This is a genomic window from Rahnella sp. GSA61A, from assembly GCF_019969905.1.
Classification (GTDB): domain Bacteria; phylum Pseudomonadota; class Gammaproteobacteria; order Enterobacterales; family Enterobacteriaceae; genus Rahnella; species Rahnella aceris.
In genome coordinates, this window is sequence record NZ_JAHXYO010000011.1 from 137,714 (window position 1) to 163,219 (window position 25,506).

Consider the following 25,506-nt stretch of genomic DNA (forward strand, 5'->3'; position numbering starts at 1 on the left):
AGTGGTCATCAGCAGGCTTCTCCGTAGCGGTATACCGGGCCGGTCAGCCACGCCGGGTCGCGTGCAGGAATAGCGAGCATGTCCACCGGATGCTGTAAATCCGGCTGACTGGCGAGCAGGGCGCGGGTGTAAGGATGTCTGGCGTTATGCAGCTGATCTGCCGAAATTTCTTCGAGAATACGTCCGGCGTACATCACCAGTGCGCGGTCGCAGAAACTCGACACCAGCCCGAGATCGTGAGTAATAAACAGCAGGCCGGTTTTGCGCCGTGCCAGCAACGCGTCCAGTACGCTCAGCACCTGCTGACGCACCGTGACGTCCAGCGCCGACGTGGGCTCGTCGGCGATAATCAAATCGGGTTCAGGGATCAGCATCATGGCGATCATGATGCGCTGCCCCATGCCGCCGGAAATCTCGTGCGGATACAGGTCAAACACCCGTTCCGGGTCGCGGATATTCACCGCTTCCAGCATCGCCAGTGCTTTCACGCGGGCTTCTTTTTCACTGACATGAAAGTGAATGCGGTATGCCTCATTAATCTGATGACCGACGCGCATCAGCGGATTCAGCGAGAATTTCGGGTCCTGCATAATCATCGAAATCCGTTTGCCGCGGATTTTGCGCATCTGGCGCTCGCCGGTACTGAGCAGGTCGATATCGCCAAACTGCATGCGGTCGGCGCTGACGCTGGCACCCTGCGGCGTCAGTTTCAGCAGTGAACGGCCGGTGAGCGATTTACCGGAACCGGATTCGCCGACAATCGCCACTTTTTCACGGCCAACTGAGAAGGAGATACCGCGCACTGCGTGGTTTTCCTGCCGGTGGCCTTTGAACGTAATGTTCAGGTTTTGCACATCAAGCAATGTTTCAGTCATGGCGCAGATCCAGTACGTCGCGCAGGCCGTCACCGAACAGGTTGAACGCCAGGCTGGTGAAAAGAATCGACAGGCCGGGAATGGCGGCAATCGTCCAGTGAGTCATCATGAACTGGCGGCCGGAAGAGAGCATCGCGCCCCATTCCGGACTGGGTGCCTGTGCCCCGAGGCCGAGAAATCCGAGGCCGGAGGCGGTCAGGATAATCCCCGCCATATTCAGCGTCAGGCGCACCACCACCGAAGGCAGACACATCGGAATGATGTGGCGCAGGATGATGCGCATCTGCGATGCACCCTGCAAACGCACGGCGGCGACGTAATCCATTTTGCGGATAGACAAAGCTTCGGCGCGAGCCAGACGGGCAATCGGCGGCCAGGCGGAAAGTGAAATCGCGATAATCGCATTCTCGATACCCGGGCCGAGTGCGGCGACAAAACCCAGCGCCAGAATCAGACTCGGGAACGCCAGAAAGATATCGACGATGCGCATCAGAATGGTGTCCGTCCAGCCGCCAACGGTGCCCGCCAGCGTGCCGACCAGTAATCCGAGCGGGCCGACAATCAGCGCCGTCAGGCCGGTGATGTAGAGCGTGATACGCGCGCCATAAATCAGGCGGCTGTAAATATCGCGCCCGAGTTCGTCGGTCCCCAGCCAGTATTCGCGGCTCACCGGCGCCAGACGCAGTTGCAGGTTTTGCGCGTAAATATCGTGTGTCGCCAGCCACGGCGCGAAAATCGCCACTGTGACGATAAACAGGATGACGATCAGCCCGAACAGCGCCGAAGTATTACGGCGAAAGCGCCGCCACTGATTCAGGCTTTGCTGCACACGCGCCTGCCACGGTGTGGCCGGAACCGGGGCATCGAGCCACGCCCGCAGGGAAAACGCCGGACGGGCAGTGAGATGAGGTTTAGCGGAGTCGGTCATGATTGCTCCTGACGGGTTCGCGGATCAAAGATGCGGTAAAGCAGGTCGCAGATAAGGTTCAGTGCCACAAAAATCACGCCGATCAGTAACGAGCAACCCACCACGGCGTTCATGTCGCCCGCCAGCATGGCGTTGGTGAGATAGCGGCCAAAACCCGGCCAGGCGAATACCGTTTCGGTCAGCACCGCGCCTTCGAGTAAAAAGGCGTAAGACAGCGCGACGACCGTCACCACCTGCACCGCCACATTACGAAAGGCGTGGATCCACACACTGCGTGCCCATGACAACCCTTTCACCCGGGCGGTGATCACATATTCCTGTCCGAGTTGTTCAATCATAAAGCTGCGGGTCATGCGGCTGATGTACGACAGCCCGCTGAGGCCAAGAATCGATGCCGGTAAAATCAGGTGGCTGAAAACGTTGCGAAACGCCTCCCAGTTTCCGGTCAGTGCGGTGTCGATGAGATAAAATCCGGTGACTTTCTGCACGTCGAATTCATACATAAAGTCGATACGCCCCGGCCCGCCGATCCAGCCGAGTCCGGCGTAAAACAATACCAGCCCCATCAGACCCAGCCAGAAATTCGGCGCAGAATGGCCGAGCAGGCCGATAAAGCGGATGCAGTGATCAAACCAGGTATTGCGGTACATTGCCGATAACACGCCTGCCGGAATGCCCAGACAGGTGGCGATCAGTGCCGCCAGCGTCGCCAGTTCCAGCGTGGCCGGAAACACGCGGGCAATGTCGGTGGTGACCGGATTGCCGGTGGTCAGTGCGTTACCGAAATCCAGCATCGCGACGTTTTTCAGGTAGATCAGAAACTGTTCCCACAGCGGTTTGTCCAGCCCGAGCAGGTGATACATCTTCTGATAGGCTTCCTGACTGGCGTTATCGCCGAGCACTGATACCACCGGGTCAATCGGCAGCAAGCGCCCGATAAAAAAGGTCAGCGCCGCCAGCCCCAGTAACGTGCAGAACACGGAAACCAGCAATTTACTCAGCCGGGCGGCGCTTTCGCGCAGCCGCAGCCAGAGAGGTTCAGCAGGCGCTATGCCTGCTGTGGTCGGATCGAGGTGCGACATCGGGCGCTCCTTGGTTTTTTATGGAAGGCTTATTTGGATGCCAGTGCGTAATAAACGCGGAAGCCGTTCCACGTCCAGTCTTTGACCTGTCTGGTCAGCCCGGCGGTGTTGTACATCTGGAACATGATCGCCATCGGGCCTTGCTGCATCTGCTCTTCCTGCAAGGTGTGATAGAGGGCAATACGTTTTTGCTCATCGGGTTCGAGCAGCGCTTCGGTGACTTTTTTATTCATCGCCGGATCGAAATACGAAGCACGCCAGCTCGGATACTGGGTTTTCTTGGCTTCTTTGCTGTTGTCCGGGTTGTAGACCAGACGCGAGGCGTTACCGTGCGCATCCGGCACCGAGGTCTGCCATGCCATCATGGCGCTCTGGAATTCACGCCCGCGCACGCGGCTGAATAACTGGGCATTGGCCATGCTTTCGATGGAGAGTTTTACGCCGATTTTCGAGGCATTTTCCTGCGTGCTCTGGGCGATAGGCGCCGAGTGCGGCAGGGTGCCGATGATCAGTTTGGCGGAGAAACCGTCGGGATAACCGGCTTCGGTCAGCAACTGTTTGGCTTTCGCCAGATCCAGTTTGAACGGCTGTCCGGCATCTTTATCCAGCGCACCAAAGGCGCCGAGCTGGGCGAAACTGGCGCGCGGCACACCGAGATACGGCATCACGGTGGAAGCCAGCCCCTGATAATCAATCAGATAACGCATCGCGAGGCGCACTTTCGGGTTTTTGAAAATCGGGTCTTCGCTGTTAAAGGTCCAGAAGAACAATTGCGGCTTGAGGACTTTCTCCACCTTCACCTGACCGCCTTTGTCCAGATCACGTAAATCGTCCGGCGCCAGGTCACGGGCGATATCCACATCCCCCTGTGTCAGCAACAGGCGCTGCGTGCCGGTTTCCGCAACGTGGCGGATCAGGATGCGTTGCAGTTTCGGTTTCTCGCCCCAGTAATCTTTATTCGCCTGCAACACCACGCCTTCACCGGCATTCCAGCGCATCAGCTGATAGGCACCGACGCAGGCGGTGTGCGTGGTCAGGTATTTGTTGCCCATGTCGTCGCCAACGGCATTTTTCTCCACCAGCGCCTGATCCAGCGTGGTCGACACGTTATTGGCGGCGATAGCCTGTAAGACCAGATTGGTCGGGTACGGCTGGTCGAATTTCATCACCAGCGTGTCGTCGTCGGGCGCGGTAATGCGTTCTTTGACGTTATCTTTGGTAAAGCCATATTCAGTCAGGGTGGCGGAATTGCCGAAACCGAGCAGCACCACGCGCTGCAACGACCAGGCGACGTCTTTCGCTGTGGCTTTATTGCCGGACGGGAACGTCATGCCGGTATTGAGATGGAAGGTGATTTGTTTGCGATCAGGCGCGATATCCCAGCTTTTTGCCAGGCGCGGAATAACGCGGGATTCGTCTTTCGGATCGAAATCCACCAGCGTGTCGCAGGTGTTTTTGATGATTTCATTAGTGACCACTTCGCCAATCTGCGCCGGGTCAAAGGTGCTGATTGCGTCAATATTCCATGCCATCACCAGCGAATCCGCAGGCGTCGCGGCCTGTGCAGCCGTACTTCCCCATGTGAGACCAATCATTGTGGCGAGGATTTTTGTTCTGGTGTTGAGCATAAATCGGGTTCCTTTGATTAAAAAAAACGAGCGTAAAATAGTGAATCTCTGTCAGCCCCTTTCGCAGAAAGAGAAGGCGTATTCGGTCAACTCCCTCCCCTGCGAAGGGGAGGGTTGGGGTGGGGTATTAATGGCGTCGCCGGAGTTGCCTGCTAAACCCCCTCCCGGCCTCCCCCTTCGCAGGGGGAGGAGCAAAGACTCGATCGGCTCCCTCCCCTGCGAAGGGGAGGGTTGGGGTGGGGTATTAATGGCATCACCGGAGTTGCCTGCTAAACCCCCTCCCGGCCTCCCCCTTCGCAGGGGGAGGAGCAGACCCACTCCCTGTCATCAGAGAGGGTGCTTCAAACTTTTATTCAGGACGTGGCTGAACCGGTGGTTTGACTTCCGGCGGGATCGGGCACACATAAGGGGTTTCAGCGGTCAGTTCCTGATGCGCCTGTTTGGCGGCTGCCATCAGTGCGCTGTCGGTCAGGGTGTCGATGGCGGTGGCGGCCATGATTTTGGCGACGTAAGCCAGCCCTTTATGCGCGGCAGGCATTTTCCCCTGCGCAGTGAGCTGCCACGAATGGCCCGGTGTCCCGATGGCGTAAGTCGGGACATGCGCCTGCACGGTCGGCATTTTCCAGCTGATATCACCGACGTCCGTTGAACCCAGCATCAGTTCGCCGGAGGTTTCCAGCGGGACAATGAATTCGCATAACGGTGAGGCGTCCTGCGGTTTTTTGAGGCCGATGCGGCGGTAGGCGCTTTGCAAATCCTGCGGGCTGAGCGTGGCCTGAATTTCAGCGGCAAAGGCTTTGTCAGCCGCGTCGAATTCCAGCGGACCGAGCAGTTCGAAGTTACGCTGCATGGCTTCTTCCAGCGGGCGGTTGCCCAGCAGGTTGGCCACGGCGCTCATGATGCTGATATCGACGGTGGTTTCGGTCATCAGCGCCGCGCCCTGTGCGACTTTTTTCACGCGCTCGTTGAGTTCAAACATGGCATGTACGTCGCGTGAACGGATGGCATAACGCACGGCGGCACGCGCCTGCACCACGTTCGGCGCGATGCCGCCGGAATCGAGCATCGCATAGTGAATGCGGGAATCCTGCGGTACGTGTTCGCGCAGGTAGTTAACGCCGACGTTCATCAGTTCAACGGCGTCCAGCGCACTGCGTCCAAGATGCGGCGAGGCGGCGGCGTGCGAGGAGCGGCCGTGGAAGACGAAATCCATGCGGGTATTGGCCAGCGATTCGGCGCGGGCAACTTCAGTAAAGGCATTCGGGTGCCAGGTGATGGCGACGTCCACGCCGTCAAACGCCCCGGCGCGCGCCATAAAGGATTTGGCGGCGCCACCTTCTTCCGCCGGACAGCCGTAATAGCGCACGCGCCCCGGCGTGCCGGTTTGTGCCAGCCAGTCTTTCAGCACCGTAGCTGCCAGCATGGCGGCAGAACCCAGCAGATTGTGCCCGCAGCCATGCCCCTGACCGTTGCCCGGCAGCGGCTCAGGACGGGCAATCCCGGCCACCTGACTCAGCCCCGGCAGCGCATCGTATTCGCCGAGAATCGCAATGATCGGACCGCCTTCACCGGCTTCGCCCATCACGGCCGTCGGAATATCGGCGACATTTTCAGTGACGCGAAAACCCTGCTCTTTCAGCATCGCCGTGTGTTCGGCAACGGAACGGTATTCGGTATAGCAAATTTCAGGCATGCCCCAGACGCGATCGCTCAGGGCGGTGAACAGGGCTTTTTTGGCGTCGACCAGGCTCCAGACGGTTTCTTTATTCTGCGCAGATGCGTTATTCAACGGAGACTCCTTGTGCCAGTGGCTACGGTTTTATGAGGTCAGTGTGTCGGAGGAACCTGTTCAGAATGTGTGCAGAAAAGGCAAAGATCCAATGAGTCTTTCAGCTGACCCATTCCAAAACCGCATAGATATTTTGAGATATGCGAAAACAGAATAGTCAGCGTGACTCTCTGAATAGAAAGGAGAAATTACAGGTTGCGGGGAGCCTCACGCGGGAGCCTGGCGTGGAAAGGGAACATTTTTATCGCCGGAACCGGTCAGGCGACGGCGCGGGTCTGGTGCAACTGGCTGGCTTTATTCCACAGCCGTTCAGCCTGTGGTGTACGAAATTTTTCCAGCCGGTAAAGACGGATGCTGGCCTGAATATCCCAGCTTCGTTCTCCGGCGCGGATAAGCGAGCCGTTCGCCAGTTCCTCGCAGATCAGGCTGGTGGGCAACCACGACACGCCGCAGCCGGAAATGGTCATCGCTTTCAGGCCGCTGCACATCGGATTTTCATACACCGGCTTCAGCGGCAGCGGGCGCGACGCAAACAGGGCACTCAGCGCGTGGGCAAAAAAGGAGCGATTGCCGTAACTGAGATAAGGAAGCTGGACGCGGGTGCCGCCAAAGGGGCTTAGCGGGAACAGGGGCTTGCCGTCATCGTCTGGTGCACAGACGGCCAGCGCATTCTCTTTTCCCAGTTCGATATAGGGAAAGCGTTCGAGCTGTTTCATCAGCGGAACGGAATCATGGGCGTAGGTCAGCAGAAAATCCGTTTCGCCATCCAGCAGCAGGGAAATATTGCCGCTGAATGACGGCTGCTGATCGCACAAACGAATGTAGCCGTACTGATGCGACGGGTCGATCTGGTTGATCCAGTCGGGGAAAAAGGTCAGGGAGAGCGTATTGAGCGCGGCAAAATGCACGATGGCGTGCTTCTGCGCATGGCGCTCACGCAGGTCGCTGCGCAGTTGTGTCATGGAAAACACCAGATCTGCCGCAGTATGCAGGAAGTCCTGGCCTTCCGGCGTCAGGCGTATCGGGTAGGTTTTTCGGTCAAAAAGCGGCACGCCAAGCCATTCTTCCAGTTGCTTAATTCGTCGGCTCAGCGCGGACTGGGTGATGTTTCTTTCACTGGCGGCTCGCGTAAAGCTATAGCACTGAGACACACTGAGAAAATCTTCAAACCACTTCAGTTCCATCAGAAAACCTCTGGCGGGTAATAAGCCCGTAATAACAAGCAATAAATGCGCCAGAGTTTAAAAACTGCTTAACATATTGGTTTCAATCCATGTCCGCCCGCAACCCGGCTTGTGCCGGAAAAACAGACAACATCAGTACGCTAAATCACCTGCACCACCAGCGTGCAATTGCGCTATTTTGGGGTATTTTGCGGGTGCCAGTGCAAACGCTTTCGCTGATGACTCGACGCCGTTTGCTGCACTTGTCAGCATTTTCCGCTGGTTTCCACCCCTATCTCAAAAATAACCGTTCATATATTCATCATTTAGCCAGAAATTTTTAGGGATTTAAAATGGGCGAAACCCCCAGGAATATTCTTTTACAAAGGGGATTGTCTGGTTATTCACTGCGCAAACTGAACATTCATCCTGATTTGGTTAACAAAATGTTTTTTTATGTTTGTTTGTTGTAACTCACAGTCTGTGTAAATGCCTGATGGTTATATTGACGTCAAGGAAAGGAGTTGCCAAATTGATAGCCCCAAGGAAGACCAGTGATTATTTCCGGTAAGATTTTGTAAAGACAGCTTTACAGATCGAAGGAAAAAAATGGCAGTTCACCATGCTCTGGTTGGACTTATTGCAGCACACGAGCAAACACAGTCACCCGCAAATAAAAATAAAGGGTGACGTGAGCTGTATACACAACACACACATCCACATCACCATTAATCGATGGAGCAGAAGCGATGACAATCTCTTTAGGTAAGTCGGGGCTACTGAAATTCAGTATGGGCCTGATTGCGCTGACCGTTGCGGCCAGTGTCCAGGCAAAAACGTTAGTGTATTGCTCTGAAGGTTCACCTGAAGGCTTCAACCCTCAGTTGTTCACCTCTGGCACCACGTATGACGCAAGCTCCGTGCCTATCTACAACCGTCTGGTTGAATTCAAGATCGGGACCACTGAAATCCAGCCGGGTCTGGCTGAGAAGTGGGACGTGTCTGCTGATGGCAAAACCTACACTTTCCATCTGCGCAAAGGCGTGAAGTGGCAGGACAACAAGGAATTCAAACCGACCCGTGATTTCAACGCGGACGACGTCGTGTATTCCTTCGAACGTCAGCTGGACAAAAATAACCCTTACCACGGCGTTTCCGGCGGCAGCTACGAATACTTCGAAGGTATGGGCATGGGCGATCTGATCAACAAGATCGTGAAAGTGGACGACAACACCGTGCAGTTCGTGCTGAACCGCCCGGAGTCTCCGTTCCTGGCTGACCTCGCGATGGACTTCGCTTCTATCCTGTCTGCGGAATACGCTGACAACATGCTGAAAGCGAAAACCCCTGAGAAAGTCGACCTGGATCCGATCGGTACCGGTCCGTTCCAGCTTCTGCAATACCAGAAAGATTCACGCATTCTCTACAAAGCCTTCCCGGGCTACTGGGGCACCAAGCCGCAGATCGACCGTTTAGTCTTCTCCATCACGCCTGACGCTTCCGTGCGTTACGCGAAACTGCAGAAAAACGAATGCCAGGTGATGCCATACCCGAACCCGGCTGACATCGCGGCAATGAAGAAAGATAAATCCATCAACCTGATGCAACAGCCTGGCCTGAACGTAGGTTATCTGTCCTTCAACGTTGAGAAGAAACCACTGGATGAAGTGAAAGTGCGTCAGGCACTGACCATGGCTGTGAACAAAAAAGCCATCATCGATGCGGTTTATCAGGGTGCTGGCCAGCCGGCTAAAAACCTGATCCCACCAACCATGTGGGGCTACAACAAAGACGTTGTGGATTACGAATACAATCCTGAGAAAGCCAAAGAGCTGCTGAAAGAAGCCGGTCACGCAGACGGTTTCGCTATCGACCTGTGGGCGATGCCGGTACAGCGTCCGTACAACCCGAACGCACGCCGTATGGCTGAAATGATCCAGGCTGACTGGGCAAAAATTGGCGTGAAAGCCAACATCGTGACTTACGAGTGGGGCGAATACCTCAAGCGTGCGAAAAACGGTGAGCACCAGTCTGTGATGATGGGCTGGACCGGCGACAATGGGGATCCGGATAACTTCTTCGCCACCCTGTTCAGCTGTGCAGCGGCGAAAGACGGTTCCAACTACTCCCGCTGGTGCTACAAGCCGTTTGAAGATTTGATCCAGCCAGCCCGTGCTGAATCTGATCACGCCAAACGTGCCGCGCTGTATCAGCAGGCTCAGGTTGTGATGCATGACCAGGCACCTGCGCTGATCATCGCTCACTCCACCGTATACGAACCTGTTCGCAAAGAAGTCAAAGGGTATGTCGTCGATCCGCTCGGCAAACACCACTTCGAAAACGTCTCAATGGAGTAATTGACTACTGAGCGCACAGGGAGCTGCGTTGTGCGGTGCTCGCAATTTTCGCCTACCTAATGGTATGTCTCAATTGCTCTGCTCCTCCGCCTTGCTCGCTGAGCGCTCACTACGTCTTTTAGTTCAGCGATATAAAGTTTTGTGAGCTATCAATAAGCCCGGCGAGCTACGGTTCGCCGGGCATTTTATACAGAGAGTACGGGATATGTTGCAGTTCATACTCCGACGTCTGGGGTTAGTTATCCCAACGTTTATCGGCATTACTTTGCTGACTTTTGCCTTCGTACACATGATACCAGGCGACCCGGTCACCATCATGGCAGGCGAACGCGGTGTTTCCCCCGAACGTCACGCCCAGCTGATGGCAGATATGGGGCTCGACAAGCCTCTTTACCAACAATATTTCCACTACGTGAACGGTGTGCTGCATGGCGACCTGGGCACGTCCTTAAAAAGCCGCACCCCTGTCTGGCAGGAATTCGTACCGCGCTTCAAAGCGACACTGGAACTGGGCATCTGCGCGATGATCTTCGCGATCATTGTCGGTATTCCGGTGGGTGTGCTGGCGGCGGTAAAACGGGGATCGATATTCGACCACACGGCTGTGGGGATCTCGCTGACCGGCTATTCGATGCCGATATTCTGGTGGGGGATCATGCTGGTGATGCTGGTCTCGGTGCAGCTCAATCTGACGCCCGTATCGGGGCGAATAAGCGATACCGTCTTCCTGGATGACAGCCTGCCGCTGACCGGCTTTATGCTGATCGACACGCTGTTCTGGGGCGAACCGGGTGATTTCGTGGATGCCGTGATGCACATGATTTTACCGGCCATCGTACTGGGCACCATTCCGCTGGCGGTGATTGTGCGTATGACCCGTTCTTCCATGCTGGAAGTGCTGGGCGAAGACTACATCCGTACCGCGCGCGCCAAAGGCGTCAGCCGTATGCGGGTGATTGTCATCCACGCGCTGCGCAATGCGCTGTTGCCGGTGGTGACCATCATTGGTTTGCAGGTTGGTACGCTGCTCGGCGGCGCTATTCTGACGGAAACCATCTTCTCCTGGCCGGGACTCGGCCGGTGGCTGATCGACGCACTCCAGCGCCGCGACTATCCGGTCGTGCAGGGCGGGGTGTTGCTGGTCGCTACTCTGATCATCGTGGTTAACCTGCTGGTAGATGTGCTCTACGGCGTGGTCAACCCGCGTATTCGCCACAAGAAATAAGGGGCGCACAATGTCTCAAACCACTGAGCCGGTCGCTAACGAGTTAGTGACGGCTGCGCCAGTGCCGATGCCGCCTTTGCGCGAATTCTGGCATTACTTCAAGCGTAACAAAGGGGCCGTTGTCGGCCTGGCTTACATCATTATCATGCTGGTCATTGCGATTGGTGCGAACGTGATTGCACCACATCTGCCTGCCGAACAGTTCCGTGACGCGCTGTTGCGCCCGCCGGTCTGGATGGAAGGCGGGAGCTGGAAATTCCTGCTGGGCACCGACGACGTCGGCCGCGATATTCTGTCGCGTCTGATGTACGGCGCGCGTTTATCGCTGCTGGTCGGTTGCCTGGTCGTCGTACTGTCGCTGATCCTCGGCGTGGTGTTCGGTCTGTTTGCCGGTTACTACGGCGGTGTGGTTGACGCCATCATCATGCGTGTGGTCGATATCATGCTGGCCCTGCCAAGCCTGTTGCTGGCACTGGTGCTGGTGGCAATTTTTGGTCCGTCCATCGTGAACGCCTCGCTGGCGCTGACCTTCGTGGCCTTACCGCACTATGTCCGCTTAACCCGCGCTGCGGTGCTGGTGGAAGTGAACCGCGATTACGTCACCGCGTCGCGCGTGGCCGGTGCCGGTTCTGCCCGTCAGATGTTCATCAATATTTTACCTAACTGCTTAGCGCCGCTGATCGTTCAGGCATCGCTCGGCTTCTCCAACGCCATCCTTGATATGGCAGCGTTGGGCTTCCTCGGTATGGGCGCACAGCCGCCAACGCCGGAGTGGGGCACCATGCTGTCGGACGTCTTACAGTTTGCTCAAAGTGCCTGGTGGGTCGTGACCTTCCCCGGTGTGATCATTCTGCTGACGGTGCTGGCATTTAACCTGATGGGTGATGGCCTGCGTGATGCCCTCGACCCTAAACTTAAGCAGTAAGGGGTTGGAGATGGAAACAACATTAACGAATGATGTTCAGGTCGGCAAAACGTTGCTGACCGTGGATAAACTCTCCGTTCACTTTGGTGACGAAGGGACGCCGTTCCGCGCCGTAGACCGTATCAGTTACAGCGTGAAACAGGGCGAAGTGGTCGGGATTGTCGGTGAATCCGGCTCCGGTAAATCAGTCAGTTCACTGGCGCTGATGGGGCTGATCGACTTCCCCGGTAAAGTGATGGCTGAAAAACTCGAGTTTGGTGGCCGTAATCTGCAGGGCATCAGCGAAAAAGAACGCCGCCAGATTGTCGGTGCCGAAGTCGCGATGATTTTCCAGGATCCGATGACCAGCCTGAACCCGTGTTACACCGTCGGTTTCCAGATTATGGAAGCCATCAAGGTGCATCAGGGCGGCAACAAAAAGACCCGTCGTCAGCGCACCATCGATTTGCTGAATCTGGTCGGTATTCCGGATCCGGCTTCGCGTCTCGATGTCTATCCGCATCAGCTTTCCGGCGGGATGAGTCAGCGCGTGATGATCGCAATGGCGATTGCCTGTCGCCCGAAATTACTGATCGCCGATGAGCCAACCACCGCGCTCGACGTGACCATTCAGGCGCAGATTATTGAACTGCTGCTCGATCTGCAACAACGCGAAAACATGGCGCTGATGCTGATCACCCATGACCTGGCACTGGTGGCCGAAGCCGCGCAGCACATTATTGTGATGTATGCCGGACAGGTAGTGGAATCGGCAAAAGCCACGGAAATCTTCCGTGCGCCACGCCATCCGTATACGCAGGCGCTGCTGCGCTCACTGCCGGAATTCGCCGCAGATAAAGCGCGTCTGCAATCTTTGCCGGGTGTGGTGCCGGGTAAATATGACCGTCCTAACGGCTGTCTGCTGAATCCGCGTTGCCCGTATGCAACCGATCTTTGCCGTAAAGAAGAACCTGCGCTGCGTGACCTCGCGAACGGGCGTCAGTCGAAGTGCCATTATCCGCTGGATGATGCCGGGAGACCTACTTATGAGTCCTGATAACACCCAACCGCAGCCGCTGTTGCATGCGATTGACCTGAAAAAACATTACCCGGTGAAGAAGGGCATCTTCGGCCAGGAACGTACCGTGAAGGCGCTCGACGGCGTTTCTTTCACCCTCGAACGCGGTAAAACGCTGGCGGTGGTGGGGGAATCTGGCTGTGGAAAATCCACGCTGGGCCGCCTGCTGACCATGATTGAAGTGCCGACCGGCGGTGAGCTGTATTACCGCGGGCAGGATTTGCTGAAACCGGATGCGACGGCGGAAAAGCTGCGCCGTCAGAAGATCCAAATCGTGTTCCAGAATCCTTACGGATCGCTCAACCCGCGCAAGAAAGTCGGGCAGATCCTCGAAGAGCCCTTGCTGATCAACACCAAACTTAGCCGCGAAGAACGTCGCGAAAAAGCCCTGGCGATGATGGCGAAAGTCGGCCTGAAAACTGAGCATTACGACCGCTATCCGCACATGTTTTCCGGCGGTCAGCGTCAGCGTATTGCTATCGCCCGCGGTCTGATGCTGGATCCGGATGTGGTGATCGCCGATGAACCGGTCTCCGCGCTCGACGTTTCCGTGCGTGCGCAGGTACTGAACCTGATGATGGATTTGCAGCAGGATTTAGGGCTGTCGTACGTCTTCATCTCCCACGACTTGTCCGTCGTGGAACACATCGCTGACGAAGTGATGGTGATGTATCTGGGACGCTGCGTGGAGAAGGGGCCGAAAGACGCCATCTTTAGCAATCCGCGCCATCCATACACGCAGGCGCTGTTGTCCGCGACGCCGCGTCTGAACCCGGACGAACGCCGTGAACGCATCAAACTGACCGGCGAGCTGCCAAGCCCGCTGAATCCGCCAGCCGGTTGCGCGTTCAACGCCCGCTGCCGCCGTGCGTTCGGCACCTGCAAGCAGTTCCAGCCGCAGCTGAAACAGTACGGCGATCAGCTCGTCGCCTGCTTCGCTGTCGATCAGGATGAAACCGGTACGACGCAGACGGTCGCCGTAAATCAGTAATCCCCCGCCGTTATAACGAAGCCCGCGAAAGCGGGCTTTTTTCTGGGTAATATTTAGTCAGAAGCAAATCTGATAAGGCGCCTATAATCGCCATTGTCGGCTTCTCTCAGAGCGAGAATGTATTCAGCGCGATGTGCATCTGGTGAAACGAGTTCGCCTGCTGATATCCCCCAGGGAAAGAACCCCCTTCCAAGCGCGCGACGAAGCACGTCGCAAAATATCCGGGAATGCCTTCCATTCCCATTGGGAAAAGGGTGGATCCATACAATGTCTCTGTGAAGTCTCAGGCAGATTTCATCGGGTGGGTAAGTTTCGTTTTCAATCCAGAAAATTGCATTATCGAGAGTATCTCTGACACGCATTGAGATCATATAAGGCGGCGTATTCCCGATGTTTACTTCTCTGCGTCTGAGTTGCCCCGCCCATTCCCACGTTTTATTGAACATGTTGCGGTGTAATCGAAGACAGAAATCGACAGTTAAGATCTCTGTGTAAATCAGCTTCTGACGGCTGAGATGCGCTAATGCCTGCTGTATGTTCGTTTTTTCAAATTGATTCAGGTCTTCCCGGGTAAAGATGTAGTCGGGAATTAAACCGGCCAGATCGTCAGGGCTAAGTTCCGTTGCCCCTTCAGGAAGGCCATTATTGATGGTTTCGCTCATTTTTCATCCCAGAAATCCCGAGGCCATTTTTGTAATAGGTCGCTTTTAAGCTTGTCTTGTGTCGATTCTTGGAACGCTGATGATGTGGATTGCTGTTCCAGTGACATATGAATTTCAGTGTACTGATTAAGGAATTTCGCTTTTTTCCCGGCCTGCTGCTCTCTTAGTTCTTGCAGCGTTCGCCCTTGCTTTGGCTGCAAAAAGTATACAAGCTCACAATCCAAGCCCTCAGCGATTTTTTCCAGTGTATTCAGCGTTAGCGACCCTTCAATTTCACCTTTTTCTATCAGCGAGATGCGCGACTGACTTAAACCACATCGTTCGGCAAGGGAGCGGGTGCTCATACCCAGCGCGCTTCTGAGAAGTTGTATCCATCCTTTTTTTGGGCGCTTGGCTTTGCGTCGAGGTTTCATTTCATTGAGAAGGTTGTCTACCTGTTTGATCTTTAATTCTTTATCCCACATAGAGAAACCTTTTAATTGCATATTTACAATAGATTTATTGATTTTCAATATTAAATATACAATCAAATTTGGATAAATCAATTGTATATATACAATCATTTTAGAATTAATCGATTGTATATATGCAATCGATTACAACAAAAAAGGCCAGTCAGCATCCACTGACTGGCCTTACTATTTCAGAGTACGCTTATCCTTTATGACTTGCCCACCAGCTCAGCAGTTGCAGGGTGGAAGAGTAGTAATCGTCTTTCGGTGCCAGGTTCGGGCTGATGGCGCCAGCGTTGGCCATGGTGAAATCGCGCACGGCTAATAATCCCGGTGACATGTTGTAGCCCGCTTTGGTGCCGGTCATGACATCAATCCAGGCGGGTGTGGCGTCGCGTGGGGATTTTTGCCACCACAGAATAAACGGTGCCAGTTGCGGGCTGCCGGGATGCGCCCAGCCGAGATACAGCGGGATACGCACGGCATCGTAACTGAAACGCGTTGGCCAGCGGCTGGCCGGTTTCAGGGTGCCATCGGCCTGCATATCCACCCAGTCCGTCGGTAAGCGGAAATCGCCAAACGCCATTTTACTGAGCATCGCGGTGCTGCTTTCATCCAGATCTTTCCAGACTTTCAAATGGCTGTGCGCATAAAATGCCTGCCAGGCAGGGAAGATGAAATAGGACGGATTGACGGTCACGTTGCTGGTCTGATTGAAACCCTTCACGCCCGGCAGCATCACTTTGTAACCGGCGTAATCAATCACATTGTATTTGATCAGCGCCGTCTGCAATTTTTCAGAGGCTTTGGTGTAACGGCTGTCGTTCCACTTATCACCCGCCAGCAACAGCGCCCAGGCCATCAGCGTATCGCCATCAGAGGCGTTGTTGATATCTGCCACATGCGGAGTGCTGTTCGGGTCATACCGCCATGAATACAGGCCGATATCTTTGCGATAGAGCGTCGTATTTGCCCACTGCCACAGCTTGTCGAACGTCGCCTGATCGTCATTGAACACCGCGAGCAGCATACTGAAACCCTGACCTTCGGTGTGACTGACGTTTTTATTGGCGGTATCAATGATTCGTCCATCTGGCATCAGAAAGCGACTTTTATACGCAGACCAGCCAGCATCCTGAGCCATTACAGCGGAACTGAAAAACGCGAAAATAAGGCCGAACCACAGCACCAGGCTGTAGCGCCGAAATAACGACATAGAGATTCCTTACAAACCATTTTGATAACGGAAAACGAATGCGCCTTCCGGTGTGCTTTCCTGCCAGCGCAGCGGAACATAGGGTTGCCCGCCTTGTGATAACAACCACTCAGCATACAGTCCTTCAAACAGGGCGATGAGCGCAATAGGCCACAACGCATCATCCTGCCCTTGCGGTGATGCCGGCCAGGCAATGTGCACCAGCGCCAGTTGTTGCGAAGTCGCTTCCAGCTTCACGACACCCCAGTCAAAACGGCTGAGAATATGATTGATATTGTCTTCCAGTTCGCCAAGGGTCGCAGAGGCGGGAAGCGGATGCTGGCGTGCCAGGTTATTGCCCATCAGGGTCAGAAAGCGGCGGCCATCTTCGTCATCGGCGGACGCCAGAATACCTGAAAATAGCACCTGTACCAGGCTTTGCCAGCCGGGTGTGGTGTGGCGCTGGCGGTAATATTCCTGCGCGACCTGAGTATAGTTATGTTCTTGCATGGTTTTATTTCACCGCGATTAATTTTGGCCCATCAGATAACGGAAGTAGACCTGCGCTTTGCTTTCGTTGTAATCGCCGAAAGTATCGTAGCCAACCTGTCCGCCAATCTGCATGCTTTTGTTCAGATGATAGTTGCCGCCGACGCCCGCATTCCAGCCGATGCCATTTTGCGTTTTACCGCTGTAATAAGCTTCTGTGCCGTAGCCCTCAGCCACCAGATCTTCCAGTTGTTTCTGCAGGTCCGGGTTATTCGGGAAGTAGGCGCTCTTATCCTGCGAATAAGACTGATAGCCCACCGCGCCGGACAGTTTCAGATCCCAGTCGTCATATTTCTGGGTGTATTCCACCGGGAAGGAGACGCTGACATAGTTTTGCGGGCTGAAGTAACCGCCCTGACCGAAGCTGTAATAGCTGAGGTTTTTGTCGAAATCCATGTAACCGACGTTGATGCCGGTTTTCAGTTCACGATCGTCATAACGGAACGGACGTACATACAGACCGGCATTGGCGTTCACCGATTTGTTGCTCTTCACGTTGTTACCCAGATAGCTGTAATAACCCGCTTCGGCGTAAAAACCAGCGTCGCCATCGTCGTACGACAGATTGACGCTGCCGCCGTTTTTAGTGACCTGACCCCATTCCTTGCCGCTGTAATTATCTTTGGTGCCGACGTAGGACAGAATACTGTCAGTGACAGCACGACGCTCAGCTGTCACGCGCAGGGTTGTGAAGTCAGTCAGTTTCGGTGCCCATTGCACGCCACCGACCAGCGAGTTCAGATCCTGCCCGAGCGGCGTACTGCCGATATCGGCTTTATAGCTGTCACCGGTCAGCGCAGCGTTCACTTCTACGCCGGTTGCGCTTTGATTGCCTGCGGCTGGCGCCGCATAAGTCGTTGGATCCGTACCCGTAATGGTGTTGTAGGCCACGCATTGATCGGAGGTTGCGTTAGCTGACGTACAGTTGGTGCTGGAATTCGCCGCTGCAGCCGCCTGCAATTTCGCAAAGGTGCTGTAGCTGGCGATATCCAGACCGGCCGCTGCGGCTGCGGCAGCCACATCTTTCTGCGCCGACTGTGCTGCAGCCAGTGCGCCCTGACCGAAGCGGGAATTGCCGGTACCGGACGGGCTGCCTGCGCTGAGAGAAACCGGCGTGACGCCAATACTCAGACGGGACGTATCAAACGGCACGAAGGCAAAGGTCATCGGTGCTTTAGCTTCGGTCAGCTGGCTGAGACCGCTTTCGCCGTCACGGCCACGGATCGACATATCACCCTGCGCCCAGGTCGCGGTCTTGCCCTGCAACTCGTCGAGCATGTCGTCGATCTGTTTTTCCGTGGCATTACGCTGTGTGACCGCTGTCGGTTCGGTCGTTGCCGCCGGAATATTTCCCGGCGTGGAAACCTGATCTGATACCTGCCACGGCAATACGGCACCGTAAGAAGATTGTGTCGCCGGTCGTGAGGCGGAGGTGCGTGTTGAGCGGTTGATGAACGGGTTGTCGCTGATCTGCAATCCGGCCACCTGCGCCTGACTGTCTGTGCCTTCCAGCCCGATCATCTTGCCCTTCGCAGAACGCAGTAACGCCAGCGCCTGCTGATGATCGCCCTGTGCTTCGGCGACGCGCGCTTCGAGTAACAGACGGTCCGGCGTACGCGGTCCGCGCAGGCCTTCCATCAGCGTTTTAGCACGCTGGTTATCGCCTTCGCCCAGCGCAACGTTAATCGCACCGACGCGTGCATCCTGTGTCGGTGTGTCGTTGCTCATCAGGTAGTTATAGACCTGACCGGCTTGCTTATTGAGTTTTCCGGACTGATACAGGCGCGCCATCGCCAGCATCAGGTCGCGGTTTTGCGGATCAGCCTGCAACGCGACGACCAGTTTGTCGTAGGCCGCTGCGTACTGACCCTGTTCGCGCAACTGGTCAGCCTGGGTGATCACGAAACCGTTACGCAGGCTCGCCAGCGCTGTCGGTGACGTGCCGGACTGGATTTGTGGATTTTGCAGGAAGGCTTGCGCCTCATTGCTCAGACCGGCCTGATTCAGCACGCTGACCTGATCGGCGTAATCCCCGGCATTGCCGGTGACGCCCTGACGCATATTCTGGCGAACCAGTTGCACCGCCAGCGGAAGCTGACCGGCCGCCGCCAGGTTTTTCGCCAGCGCGCCGACATCCGCAGGCGCGGCTGGTGGATTCTGTGCCAGCGCACGCAAGGTGTTAGACGCAGCGGCGGCATTGCCCTGTTGCAGATAGCTTTCGGCATCGGCCATTTGCGCATTGAAGTTGGCGCGCTGCGCCAGTTCACGCATCCCCTGATTCTGACTGCTGCGCGGAATACGCGAGAGCAGGGCGTTGGCGGTTGACCAGTTTTTGGTTTCTGACGCGAACAGGGCCGCGGCGTACAGATCGGCAGAAGAGGCACCCGGACGCGCAGACGGCGCCATGATTGACTGTGCCTGCGCGGTTTGCCCCTGCGATTGCAGGATGCGCGCCATATCCAGTTTCACCCAGACATTTGACGGCTGACGTTCCCGTGCCTGCTGAAGAATATTCAGTGCGCGCTGCGGATCGTTGTTCGCTACGGCCTGGGCGGCCTGACGGCGCATTGGCTCGATAACATCCGCCACGGTCGGCGGGTTCATTTTGGCCTGAATCCCGGCTGGCAGCGTTTTCAGCACCTGACTGGCTTCGGCGGTTTTGTTCTGCTGACGCAGCACGTAATACAACCCGGCGCGGGCATCGGCATTATCGCCCAGCGCGCTGTATTGTTGCTCAGCCCCGGCCAGATCGCCTTTGCGGCGCAGAATATCCGCACGCAACAGGCTGGCTGACTGACCTTTCTCACCACCGACCTGCGTCAGCGGAGTGACGGCAGCCAGTGCGGCGTCGTAACTGCCGGAGCCGGCGGCGTCTTTGGCTTTCGCCAGTTGGGCGTAAAACGCGGAATCCTGTGCCTGATTGCTCAACTGGGCGCTGTTCGGGCCGCCCTGTGCGGCAGCTTTGCTCAGATACTGTGACGCCTGCTCAAAGTTACCGCTGCGCTGCGCGATATAACCGAGACCGGCCAGTGCATCGGCGTCATTCGGGTTATCGGCCAGTACGCTTTCAAACTTAGCTTTCGCGCTGTTGACGTCGCCGCTGTTCAGTGCCGTGAAGCCCTGACCTTTCGCCGCGCCGCCGATGTTTTTCTGGAAGTAAGTCATCACGCCGGTGTCGTTCGGGTGACGCGCCTGATAGCCCTGATAAAAATCACGGTCAGCTTCCTGCGGCGTCATCCACAATAATGCCTGACGTAATGAGCGGTCGGCTTCGGTGCTGGAACCGGCCATCGTGCTCAGTAATTTTATACCGTCGCGGCGGGTGGATTCCTGATACGTCAGCACCTTACCCAGACCAAGGCGCGCCTGTGTGTCGTCAGGACGCGAGGCGACACGCTGTTGTAACCCGGCAATGGCCTGCGGCTGGAGCGACTTGTCGCCCGCCATCGTCAGATAGTATTCGGTCGCCAGGCTGTCGAGTGGCTGGTTGCCGTTAAAGATCGTGCGGTACGCCGAAAGCGCACCGCTGACGTTGCCCTGCGCGGCCATCTGGCGGGCAGAAGCCAGCTGAGCCGGCGGGATTGACTGCATAGCTTTGGCGCTGTTGAGCGATGTCAGACGCGGATCGTCCGGCGAGGCAGCGGCCAGTTTTTCGCGCCACTGACTGGCTGCGGTTTTATCGCCACTTTGCATGGAATACAGCGACATCAGGTACAGCGCTTGCGCATTGTCTGGCTCAACCAGCAGCACTTTCTGTAAGGCGTCTTTCGCCAGGTCGTCATGGGCGCGTTCATGCCAGTAAGCGGCCTGATCAAACAACGCCTTCATGGCAGGATTGGTGGTATCCGCTGCAAAGGTGGTGGCACTAAAACTCGCTACTCCGGCGATCCCTACCAGATAAATAGCCCTGATCACCGCCAGGGACAGTTTATGTTTCTTCATTTTCCAGCTCCGGTAATCGCCAGAGAGTCGCCGCCCGAAATCGGGGCGATCTTCATTGTTTTTGTTTTAAAGCCGATGCTTTTCATTTCTGACCCAGACGTTTGGCCGCGTGACGACGCAGGACAACGAACAGGCTCAGGCCAACCACCAGCGAAAGCAGGGTCGCAATCAACGACAGGATCACGATGTGTTTGCTGGCATACCAGAGCACCATCATGTACCACGGCATTTGCCCGGTCGGGAATTGCTGACCCACTGAGAAGCTGCGGATGCCATTTTCATCGGTAATAATCGCCAGATCGCCGCGCACGTTGGCGTTGATTTTGGGTGATTTCAAATCGTTATGGATTTTCAGCAACTGTTGATCGTCTGTACCGGTTGCCAGCACGACCACATGGTCGGCAGACCAGCGCGAACGGTAGCTGACGAAGCCACGCCATGCGCCGGTTGAGGACAGATAACGGTCTGCATCGACCGGCTGGCGGTACCAGTCACCGGTCAGCCAGGCGACAACGCGCTGCATTTCGGTCGGCGTTTTTACGCCCATTGAGCCACCGTTGATGCTGAAAGGAGAGTCCGCAAGTAACTGCTGGTTGAATGGCGTGTCGCCCAGCGTGGTGACGGCCAGAATATCGCGGTCAAACAGCGGGTTATTTTGTTCATCACCGTTCAGGCCGAAGGCCACCTGCACATGATTCACCGGCATGCCTGTGGCTTTACCGGCGCGTGAGGCCAGGTTCAGCAGGGTGTGGATTTCATCCGCCGTCGGCGTTTGCGGCAACAGCATCAGGGTGTCGGAGAAATCAGCCAGTTTGGAGTACGGATAAGACGCGCCGACGAAATACGACAGGTTCGGCAACTGGGCGAAGTGGTAGCTTCCGCTCAGATCGATGAAAGATTTTGGATCGATACGGCTCTTAATATTGTCGCTGGTCAGAATGCTGCACGGCGCATCTTTTTTCGGCTTGATGTCGAAATAGAATTGCAACTGGTTGTCGCCGTAAATCAGGTAGGGCGCGAGTTGCAGCGTGTAGCGTTCCTGACGGCTGTCACCGCCCAGGCGACGCCAGATATTTTCCACCAGACCCACTTTGTTGACGGTCAGGCTGCGCAGGAAGTTGCTGTTGATGGAGACGTTGAGTCTTGAACTGTCTTCATCAATCCAGTTTTCGGTGGGGAAACGGTAATCAATGCGCACCGGAATATTGTGTCCGTCCCACATGAACAGATCTGGCGCAGCGCGGAAGGCGACCTGAATGCCGTCGTGATAAATGCCGTTTGAAATCAGCGAATCTTGATCTTTACCCGCCAGTTCACCCAGCGTCACCGGCCGTGAGGTGTCAATCCAGCGCGGCGCGTCATACGGTTTGCTGGACGGAATGGTTTGCTGGGCCACATCCAGATGGTCGGTGTTGTTCGGCATCCCGCCACTGATCAGGCGATACGCAGCCTGACGCAGTTGGTTATCGTCATTACCGAGTACCAGCAGCAGCTTGTAAACCGGATTGATCGGGTTATCGATAATCTGAATCGATGCGCCGTTGCTCGCCGGCAACGTCAGTGAACCGATTTTATCCCCCGGCTTGCCGAACAGAATGCCATTCTGATCCGGCAAATCATTCAGGATGACCGGGAAATCGACGCTGCGATAATCGGACAACATGCCGAGATAAGACGAGACCATCGCCGCAGCGCTGATATCGCCCGGTTTCATGGCAGCAGAGAAGCCCATGGTGATTTTGGACTCCTGCATCTGCAGGCCATCAAAGAACGGACGCGGGAAGTTACCCAGATTACGGCCAATATTCAGTTGCTGACCTTCCAGCCCGATGCTGGTGGTGGGCAAAATAGTGACCCAATATTTATCCGACTGATCTTTCTCGCAGGTCATGGTGTTGCTGTCATGCACGCGGAAGCTCAGGTTGTTGTTGGATACTACCATGGCTGCCGGAATATCGAGATCGTAAACATCGCCGCCGTTGCTGCTCTGATTCAGCGGCAGGTTACCCAGCGGCTGGCCGTTGAGCATCAGTTCGAGTGTGGTATCGCGGGCAATCAGCGCCGGAGAAATTTTCAGTGCCAGCGACAGGTGCGCGTTGGTCACTACTTCATCGGCAGGCAGGGTGAAAATGATACCGGACTGCAACTGGCCGCCGCTGAGCGTCAGCCCGTTTGGCTGGCCCATTTCGGCAACGGTGACGTTGCTGGTCACCGGCTGAACCAGCGGCATTACCGGCGCAGGGGCAGCGGAAGGATCGGCAGTTACATCAGGCATCGCCGGGCTGTTATTCACCGGCGTGGTATCCGTCTGTGGTGCATCTGCGGCCGGGGCTGGCGTTGTGTCACCAGCTGGCGCCGTTTCACCCGGCATCGGCATGACCGGCGGTAGCCATGACGGCGCGGCTGGCAGGCTGGTTGCCGGATCAACGGCTGGTGCCGGCGCGTCTTCCGCCTGTGACAACGGCAGACTGCTGAACGTCAGCAACAAACCGGTGGTGATTTTTCTGAACAGGGATGCGCCCCGTGCAGCCAATAAACGGCGCTTACTCATGAGGTTATAAGGTCGGTTCATGCTGCTTCACTCTTGCTGGTGGCGTCAGCGGGTTTATTTTTAGCACGGCGTTCCTTCCACGTGTTATAGAACAACTCGAACACGCAACGGATGATGCTTACCAGCGATCTGAACGGGTTATCCGGCGGGTATTCTTCGCCAATCCAGGCATCAGCACGGCATAAGACCACGCGAACCAGCTCGCGGCGTTTCGATAACGGCAGGTTTTCAAATTGCAGACGCAACCGCTCTTTGTCTCCGCTGATTTGCGTCACCGGGAAACTTTCCGCGCCGGAAGACAACTGAATTTCTACTTCTTCAATTTCTTCATCCAGATAGCGCACGTCCGGCGTCACCAGTTGCACACCGCCCATCGACATATCGATAGTGGTGGTGCGCAGTGAAATACCATTGGCGTAATGAATAATCGCCGGGATGGCCACATCGATACGGATAGTTTTACGTACCTGACGGGTTTCTTTCGCTACTGCAATCGCTGCCAGCAAAATCAGCACGCTGAAACTGCCCCACGCGATATTCAGCGCAATAACATTTGGGTCGATGGCAAAGTAATTGTGGAAGATGGCGCGCACGATGCCGTAACCGATGCCGATAATCATCAGGATGGCGACAATCAGGTGAGGTTTGACGATGTTGAAGTCGAAGAACCCGACGTCCAGCAAACCGCCTTTATCCGTCACGTTAAACTTGCCGCGTTTTGGTGCGAACATCGTCACCAGCGTGGGCAGGATCAGGTGGAAGGCCATCACGGTCTCGTAAATCTCACCCCAGAAGGTGTAGCGGAAACGCCCGTTCATGCGGGAGTTGATGTACAGCGACATCACCAGGTGCGGCAGCGCGTAAGCAAAAATCAGGCTGGCGGACGAGGAAATAATGTTCAGGTTGAACAGCAGGAACGCCAGCGGTGCGGTCAGGAACACCACACGCGGCAGACCAAACTGGAAGTGCAGCATGGCGTTCAGGTAACACAGGCGTTGCTGCCATTTCAGACCGCGGCCGAGCAGCGGATTATCCACCCGGAAAATCTGCGTCATACCGCGCGCCCAGCGGGTACGCTGAATGACGTGCAGACCCAGACGTTCGGTCGCCAGACCGGCGGCCAGCGGGATATCCAGAAACGCGGTATTCCAGCCACGACGCTGCATTTTCAGCGCGGAGTGTGCATCTTCGGTAACCGTTTCAACCGCAAAACCCCCCACTTCTTCCAGAGCCACACGGCGGATAACCGCACAGGAGCCGCAGAAGAACGTCGCATTCCAGTTGTCGTTACCTTGCTGAACCGGGCCGTAGAACAGGGCACCTTCGTTGGGCATGGTGCGGCCCGCAGACAAGTTACGTTCAAACGGGTCAGGTGAATAGAAGTAGTGCGGTGTCTGGATCAGCGCCAGACGCGGGTCTTTCAGGAAGCTGCCGACCGTCGCCTGCAGGAACGCGCGGGTGGCCACGTGGTCACAGTCGAATACGCAAATCAGCTCGCCTTTGGTGAGTTTCATTGCATGGTTCAGGTTGCCGGCTTTGGCATGGGAGTTGTCGTTACGGGTGATATATCCCACGCCGGCGTCAGCGGAGAACACCGCAAATTCGTCCCGTTTACCGTCATCCAGAACATAAATTTTGATTTTATCTTTCGGATAATCGATGCACTGCGCCGCCAGCACGGTGTCACGTACTACGTCGAGACTTTCGTTATAAGACGGAATATACACATCGACGGTTGGCCACAGCGTGGTGTCATCCGGCAAAGGTTCGATGGTGCGTTTTAATGGCCAGGTGGTTTGCAGATAGCCCAGCAACAAAATTAGCCAGACATACAGTTCGGCAAGGAATAAGCCGATCCCTAAAATAGCTTCTATTGTTGAATTAAAATGCAGCGTTTCCGTCGCACGCCAGTAAATATAACGCGTCGACATCATGACGGACATGATGACCATCACCACGCTAATCCGTCGGCTTTTACTGATGCCAAGCAGGAATAACAGACCGATGCTGATCAGGCCAAAAATGTACTGCTTCTGGCTGTCCATCGGGGTAATGATGATGACTGCTGCCACCGGCAGCAGCAGAAGTACAAGGAGAGAAAACAGGAATTTATTCATCGCTTTTGGGGTCGCTGT

18 protein-coding genes are annotated in these 25,506 nt (G+C 55.8%); 5 read left to right on the forward strand and 13 right to left on the reverse strand.

Going from position 1 to position 25,506, the window contains the following annotated elements; translation table 11 throughout:
- Positions 1–8: 8 nt before the first annotated feature.
- The 6 genes from LC431_RS15490 to LC431_RS15515 form a co-directional block, all read right to left on the reverse strand.
- A complete protein-coding gene (locus tag LC431_RS15490) occupies positions 9–875 on the reverse strand; it encodes an ABC transporter ATP-binding protein (protein ID WP_014411456.1) in 867 nt (288 codons plus the stop codon).
- Positions 868–1,803, reverse strand: coding sequence for an ABC transporter permease (locus LC431_RS15495; protein WP_112197519.1), 936 nt, complete (start codon positions 1,801–1,803; stop codon positions 868–870). The genes LC431_RS15490 and LC431_RS15495 overlap by 8 nt, the downstream gene beginning before the upstream one ends.
- Positions 1,800–2,885 (reverse strand): ABC transporter permease, encoded by a 1,086-nt coding sequence (locus LC431_RS15500; RefSeq protein ID WP_013573440.1) that lies wholly within the window; start codon positions 2,883–2,885, stop codon positions 1,800–1,802. The genes LC431_RS15495 and LC431_RS15500 overlap by 4 nt, the downstream gene beginning before the upstream one ends.
- 29 nt (positions 2,886–2,914) lie before the next feature.
- Positions 2,915–4,513 carry an ABC transporter substrate-binding protein gene (locus LC431_RS15505; RefSeq protein WP_013573441.1) on the reverse strand — a complete coding sequence of 533 codons (1,599 nt, stop codon included), beginning with the start codon at positions 4,511–4,513 and terminating at the stop codon, positions 2,915–2,917.
- A gap of 349 nt (positions 4,514–4,862) precedes the next feature.
- Positions 4,863–6,302, reverse strand: coding sequence for a M20 family metallopeptidase (locus LC431_RS15510; RefSeq protein ID WP_121020024.1), 1,440 nt, complete (start codon positions 6,300–6,302; stop codon positions 4,863–4,865).
- A gap of 257 nt (positions 6,303–6,559) precedes the next feature.
- Positions 6,560–7,486 (reverse strand): LysR family transcriptional regulator, encoded by a 927-nt coding sequence (locus tag LC431_RS15515; protein ID WP_013573443.1) that lies wholly within the window; start codon positions 7,484–7,486, stop codon positions 6,560–6,562.
- 728 nt (positions 7,487–8,214) lie between these two features.
- Between LC431_RS15515 and dppA the strand changes: the two genes are divergently transcribed.
- The 5 genes from dppA to dppF all read left to right on the forward strand — a co-directional run bounded on the left by dppA (position 8,215) and on the right by dppF (position 14,020).
- Complete coding sequence (gene dppA / locus LC431_RS15520; RefSeq protein WP_037033811.1) at positions 8,215–9,822, forward strand: dipeptide ABC transporter periplasmic-binding protein DppA; 1,608 nt, start codon at positions 8,215–8,217, stop codon at positions 9,820–9,822.
- Between the two features lie 205 nt (positions 9,823–10,027).
- Positions 10,028–11,047 carry a dipeptide ABC transporter permease DppB gene (gene dppB / locus LC431_RS15525; protein WP_013573445.1) on the forward strand — a complete coding sequence of 340 codons (1,020 nt, stop codon included), beginning with the start codon at positions 10,028–10,030 and terminating at the stop codon, positions 11,045–11,047.
- A 10-nt stretch (positions 11,048–11,057) separates the two neighbouring features.
- A complete protein-coding gene (dppC, locus tag LC431_RS15530) occupies positions 11,058–11,972 on the forward strand; it encodes a dipeptide ABC transporter permease DppC (protein WP_013573446.1) in 915 nt (304 codons plus the stop codon).
- Between the two features lie 10 nt (positions 11,973–11,982).
- The gene (dppD, locus tag LC431_RS15535) at positions 11,983–13,008 is read left to right on the forward strand and encodes a dipeptide ABC transporter ATP-binding protein (RefSeq protein ID WP_013573447.1); all 1,026 of its coding nucleotides are present in this window, start codon (positions 11,983–11,985) and stop codon (positions 13,006–13,008) included.
- Entirely contained in the window at positions 12,998–14,020 is a 1,023-nt protein-coding gene (gene dppF / locus LC431_RS15540) for a dipeptide ABC transporter ATP-binding subunit DppF (protein WP_013573448.1), read from the forward strand. Before dppD ends, dppF begins: the two co-directional genes overlap by 11 nt.
- Positions 14,021–14,073: 53 nt before the next feature.
- On the opposite strand, the gene LC431_RS15545 is transcribed toward dppF, so the two are convergent.
- From LC431_RS15545 to bcsA, 7 genes are all read right to left on the reverse strand, one after another.
- On the reverse strand, positions 14,074–14,682 hold the full coding sequence (locus tag LC431_RS15545; RefSeq protein ID WP_013573450.1) for a mobile mystery protein B: 609 nt from the start codon (positions 14,680–14,682) through the stop codon (positions 14,074–14,076).
- On the reverse strand, positions 14,679–15,146 hold the full coding sequence (locus LC431_RS15550) for a mobile mystery protein A (protein WP_013573451.1): 468 nt from the start codon (positions 15,144–15,146) through the stop codon (positions 14,679–14,681). Before LC431_RS15550 ends, LC431_RS15545 begins: the two co-directional genes overlap by 4 nt.
- Positions 15,147–15,336: 190 nt before the next feature.
- Entirely contained in the window at positions 15,337–16,350 is a 1,014-nt protein-coding gene (locus tag LC431_RS15555; protein WP_013573452.1) for a glycosyl hydrolase family 8, read from the reverse strand.
- Between the two features lie 9 nt (positions 16,351–16,359).
- Positions 16,360–16,839 carry a cellulose biosynthesis protein BcsD gene (gene bcsD, locus LC431_RS15560; protein ID WP_013573453.1) on the reverse strand — a complete coding sequence of 160 codons (480 nt, stop codon included), beginning with the start codon at positions 16,837–16,839 and terminating at the stop codon, positions 16,360–16,362.
- An 18-nt stretch (positions 16,840–16,857) separates the two neighbouring features.
- On the reverse strand, positions 16,858–20,820 hold the full coding sequence (locus tag LC431_RS15565; RefSeq protein ID WP_223510057.1) for a cellulose biosynthesis protein BcsC: 3,963 nt from the start codon (positions 20,818–20,820) through the stop codon (positions 16,858–16,860).
- Between the two features lie 82 nt (positions 20,821–20,902).
- Positions 20,903–23,392 (reverse strand): cellulose biosynthesis cyclic di-GMP-binding regulatory protein BcsB, encoded by a 2,490-nt coding sequence (bcsB, locus tag LC431_RS15570; RefSeq protein WP_112151975.1) that lies wholly within the window; start codon positions 23,390–23,392, stop codon positions 20,903–20,905.
- On the reverse strand, positions 23,389–25,488 hold the full coding sequence (gene bcsA, locus LC431_RS15575) for a UDP-forming cellulose synthase catalytic subunit (RefSeq protein WP_013573456.1): 2,100 nt from the start codon (positions 25,486–25,488) through the stop codon (positions 23,389–23,391). The genes bcsB and bcsA overlap by 4 nt, the downstream gene beginning before the upstream one ends.
- Positions 25,489–25,506: the final 18 nt, after the last annotated feature.

Coding starts and splice junctions, on each gene's coding strand:
- LC431_RS15545 (WP_013573450.1), bottom strand. CDS start 14,682: ATGAGCGAAACCATCAATAATGGCCTTCCTGAAGGGGCAACGGAACTT.
- LC431_RS15495 (WP_112197519.1), bottom strand. CDS start 1,803: ATGACCGACTCCGCTAAACCTCATCTCACTGCCCGTCCGGCGTTTTCC.
- dppD (WP_013573447.1), top strand. CDS start 11,983: ATGGAAACAACATTAACGAATGATGTTCAGGTCGGCAAAACGTTGCTG.
- LC431_RS15505 (WP_013573441.1), bottom strand. CDS start 4,513: ATGCTCAACACCAGAACAAAAATCCTCGCCACAATGATTGGTCTCACA.
- bcsA (WP_013573456.1), bottom strand. CDS start 25,488: ATGAATAAATTCCTGTTTTCTCTCCTTGTACTTCTGCTGCTGCCGGTG.
- dppB (WP_013573445.1), top strand. CDS start 10,028: ATGTTGCAGTTCATACTCCGACGTCTGGGGTTAGTTATCCCAACGTTT.
- LC431_RS15490 (WP_014411456.1), bottom strand. CDS start 875: ATGACTGAAACATTGCTTGATGTGCAAAACCTGAACATTACGTTCAAA.
- dppC (WP_013573446.1), top strand. CDS start 11,058: ATGTCTCAAACCACTGAGCCGGTCGCTAACGAGTTAGTGACGGCTGCG.
- LC431_RS15500 (WP_013573440.1), bottom strand. CDS start 2,885: ATGTCGCACCTCGATCCGACCACAGCAGGCATAGCGCCTGCTGAACCT.
- bcsB (WP_112151975.1), bottom strand. CDS start 23,392: ATGAACCGACCTTATAACCTCATGAGTAAGCGCCGTTTATTGGCTGCA.
- dppF (WP_013573448.1), top strand. CDS start 12,998: ATGAGTCCTGATAACACCCAACCGCAGCCGCTGTTGCATGCGATTGAC.
- bcsD (WP_013573453.1), bottom strand. CDS start 16,839: ATGCAAGAACATAACTATACTCAGGTCGCGCAGGAATATTACCGCCAG.
- LC431_RS15565 (WP_223510057.1), bottom strand. CDS start 20,820: ATGAAGAAACATAAACTGTCCCTGGCGGTGATCAGGGCTATTTATCTG.
- LC431_RS15515 (WP_013573443.1), bottom strand. CDS start 7,486: ATGGAACTGAAGTGGTTTGAAGATTTTCTCAGTGTGTCTCAGTGCTAT.
- LC431_RS15550 (WP_013573451.1), bottom strand. CDS start 15,146: ATGTGGGATAAAGAATTAAAGATCAAACAGGTAGACAACCTTCTCAAT.
- LC431_RS15555 (WP_013573452.1), bottom strand. CDS start 16,350: ATGTCGTTATTTCGGCGCTACAGCCTGGTGCTGTGGTTCGGCCTTATT.
- dppA (WP_037033811.1), top strand. CDS start 8,215: ATGACAATCTCTTTAGGTAAGTCGGGGCTACTGAAATTCAGTATGGGC.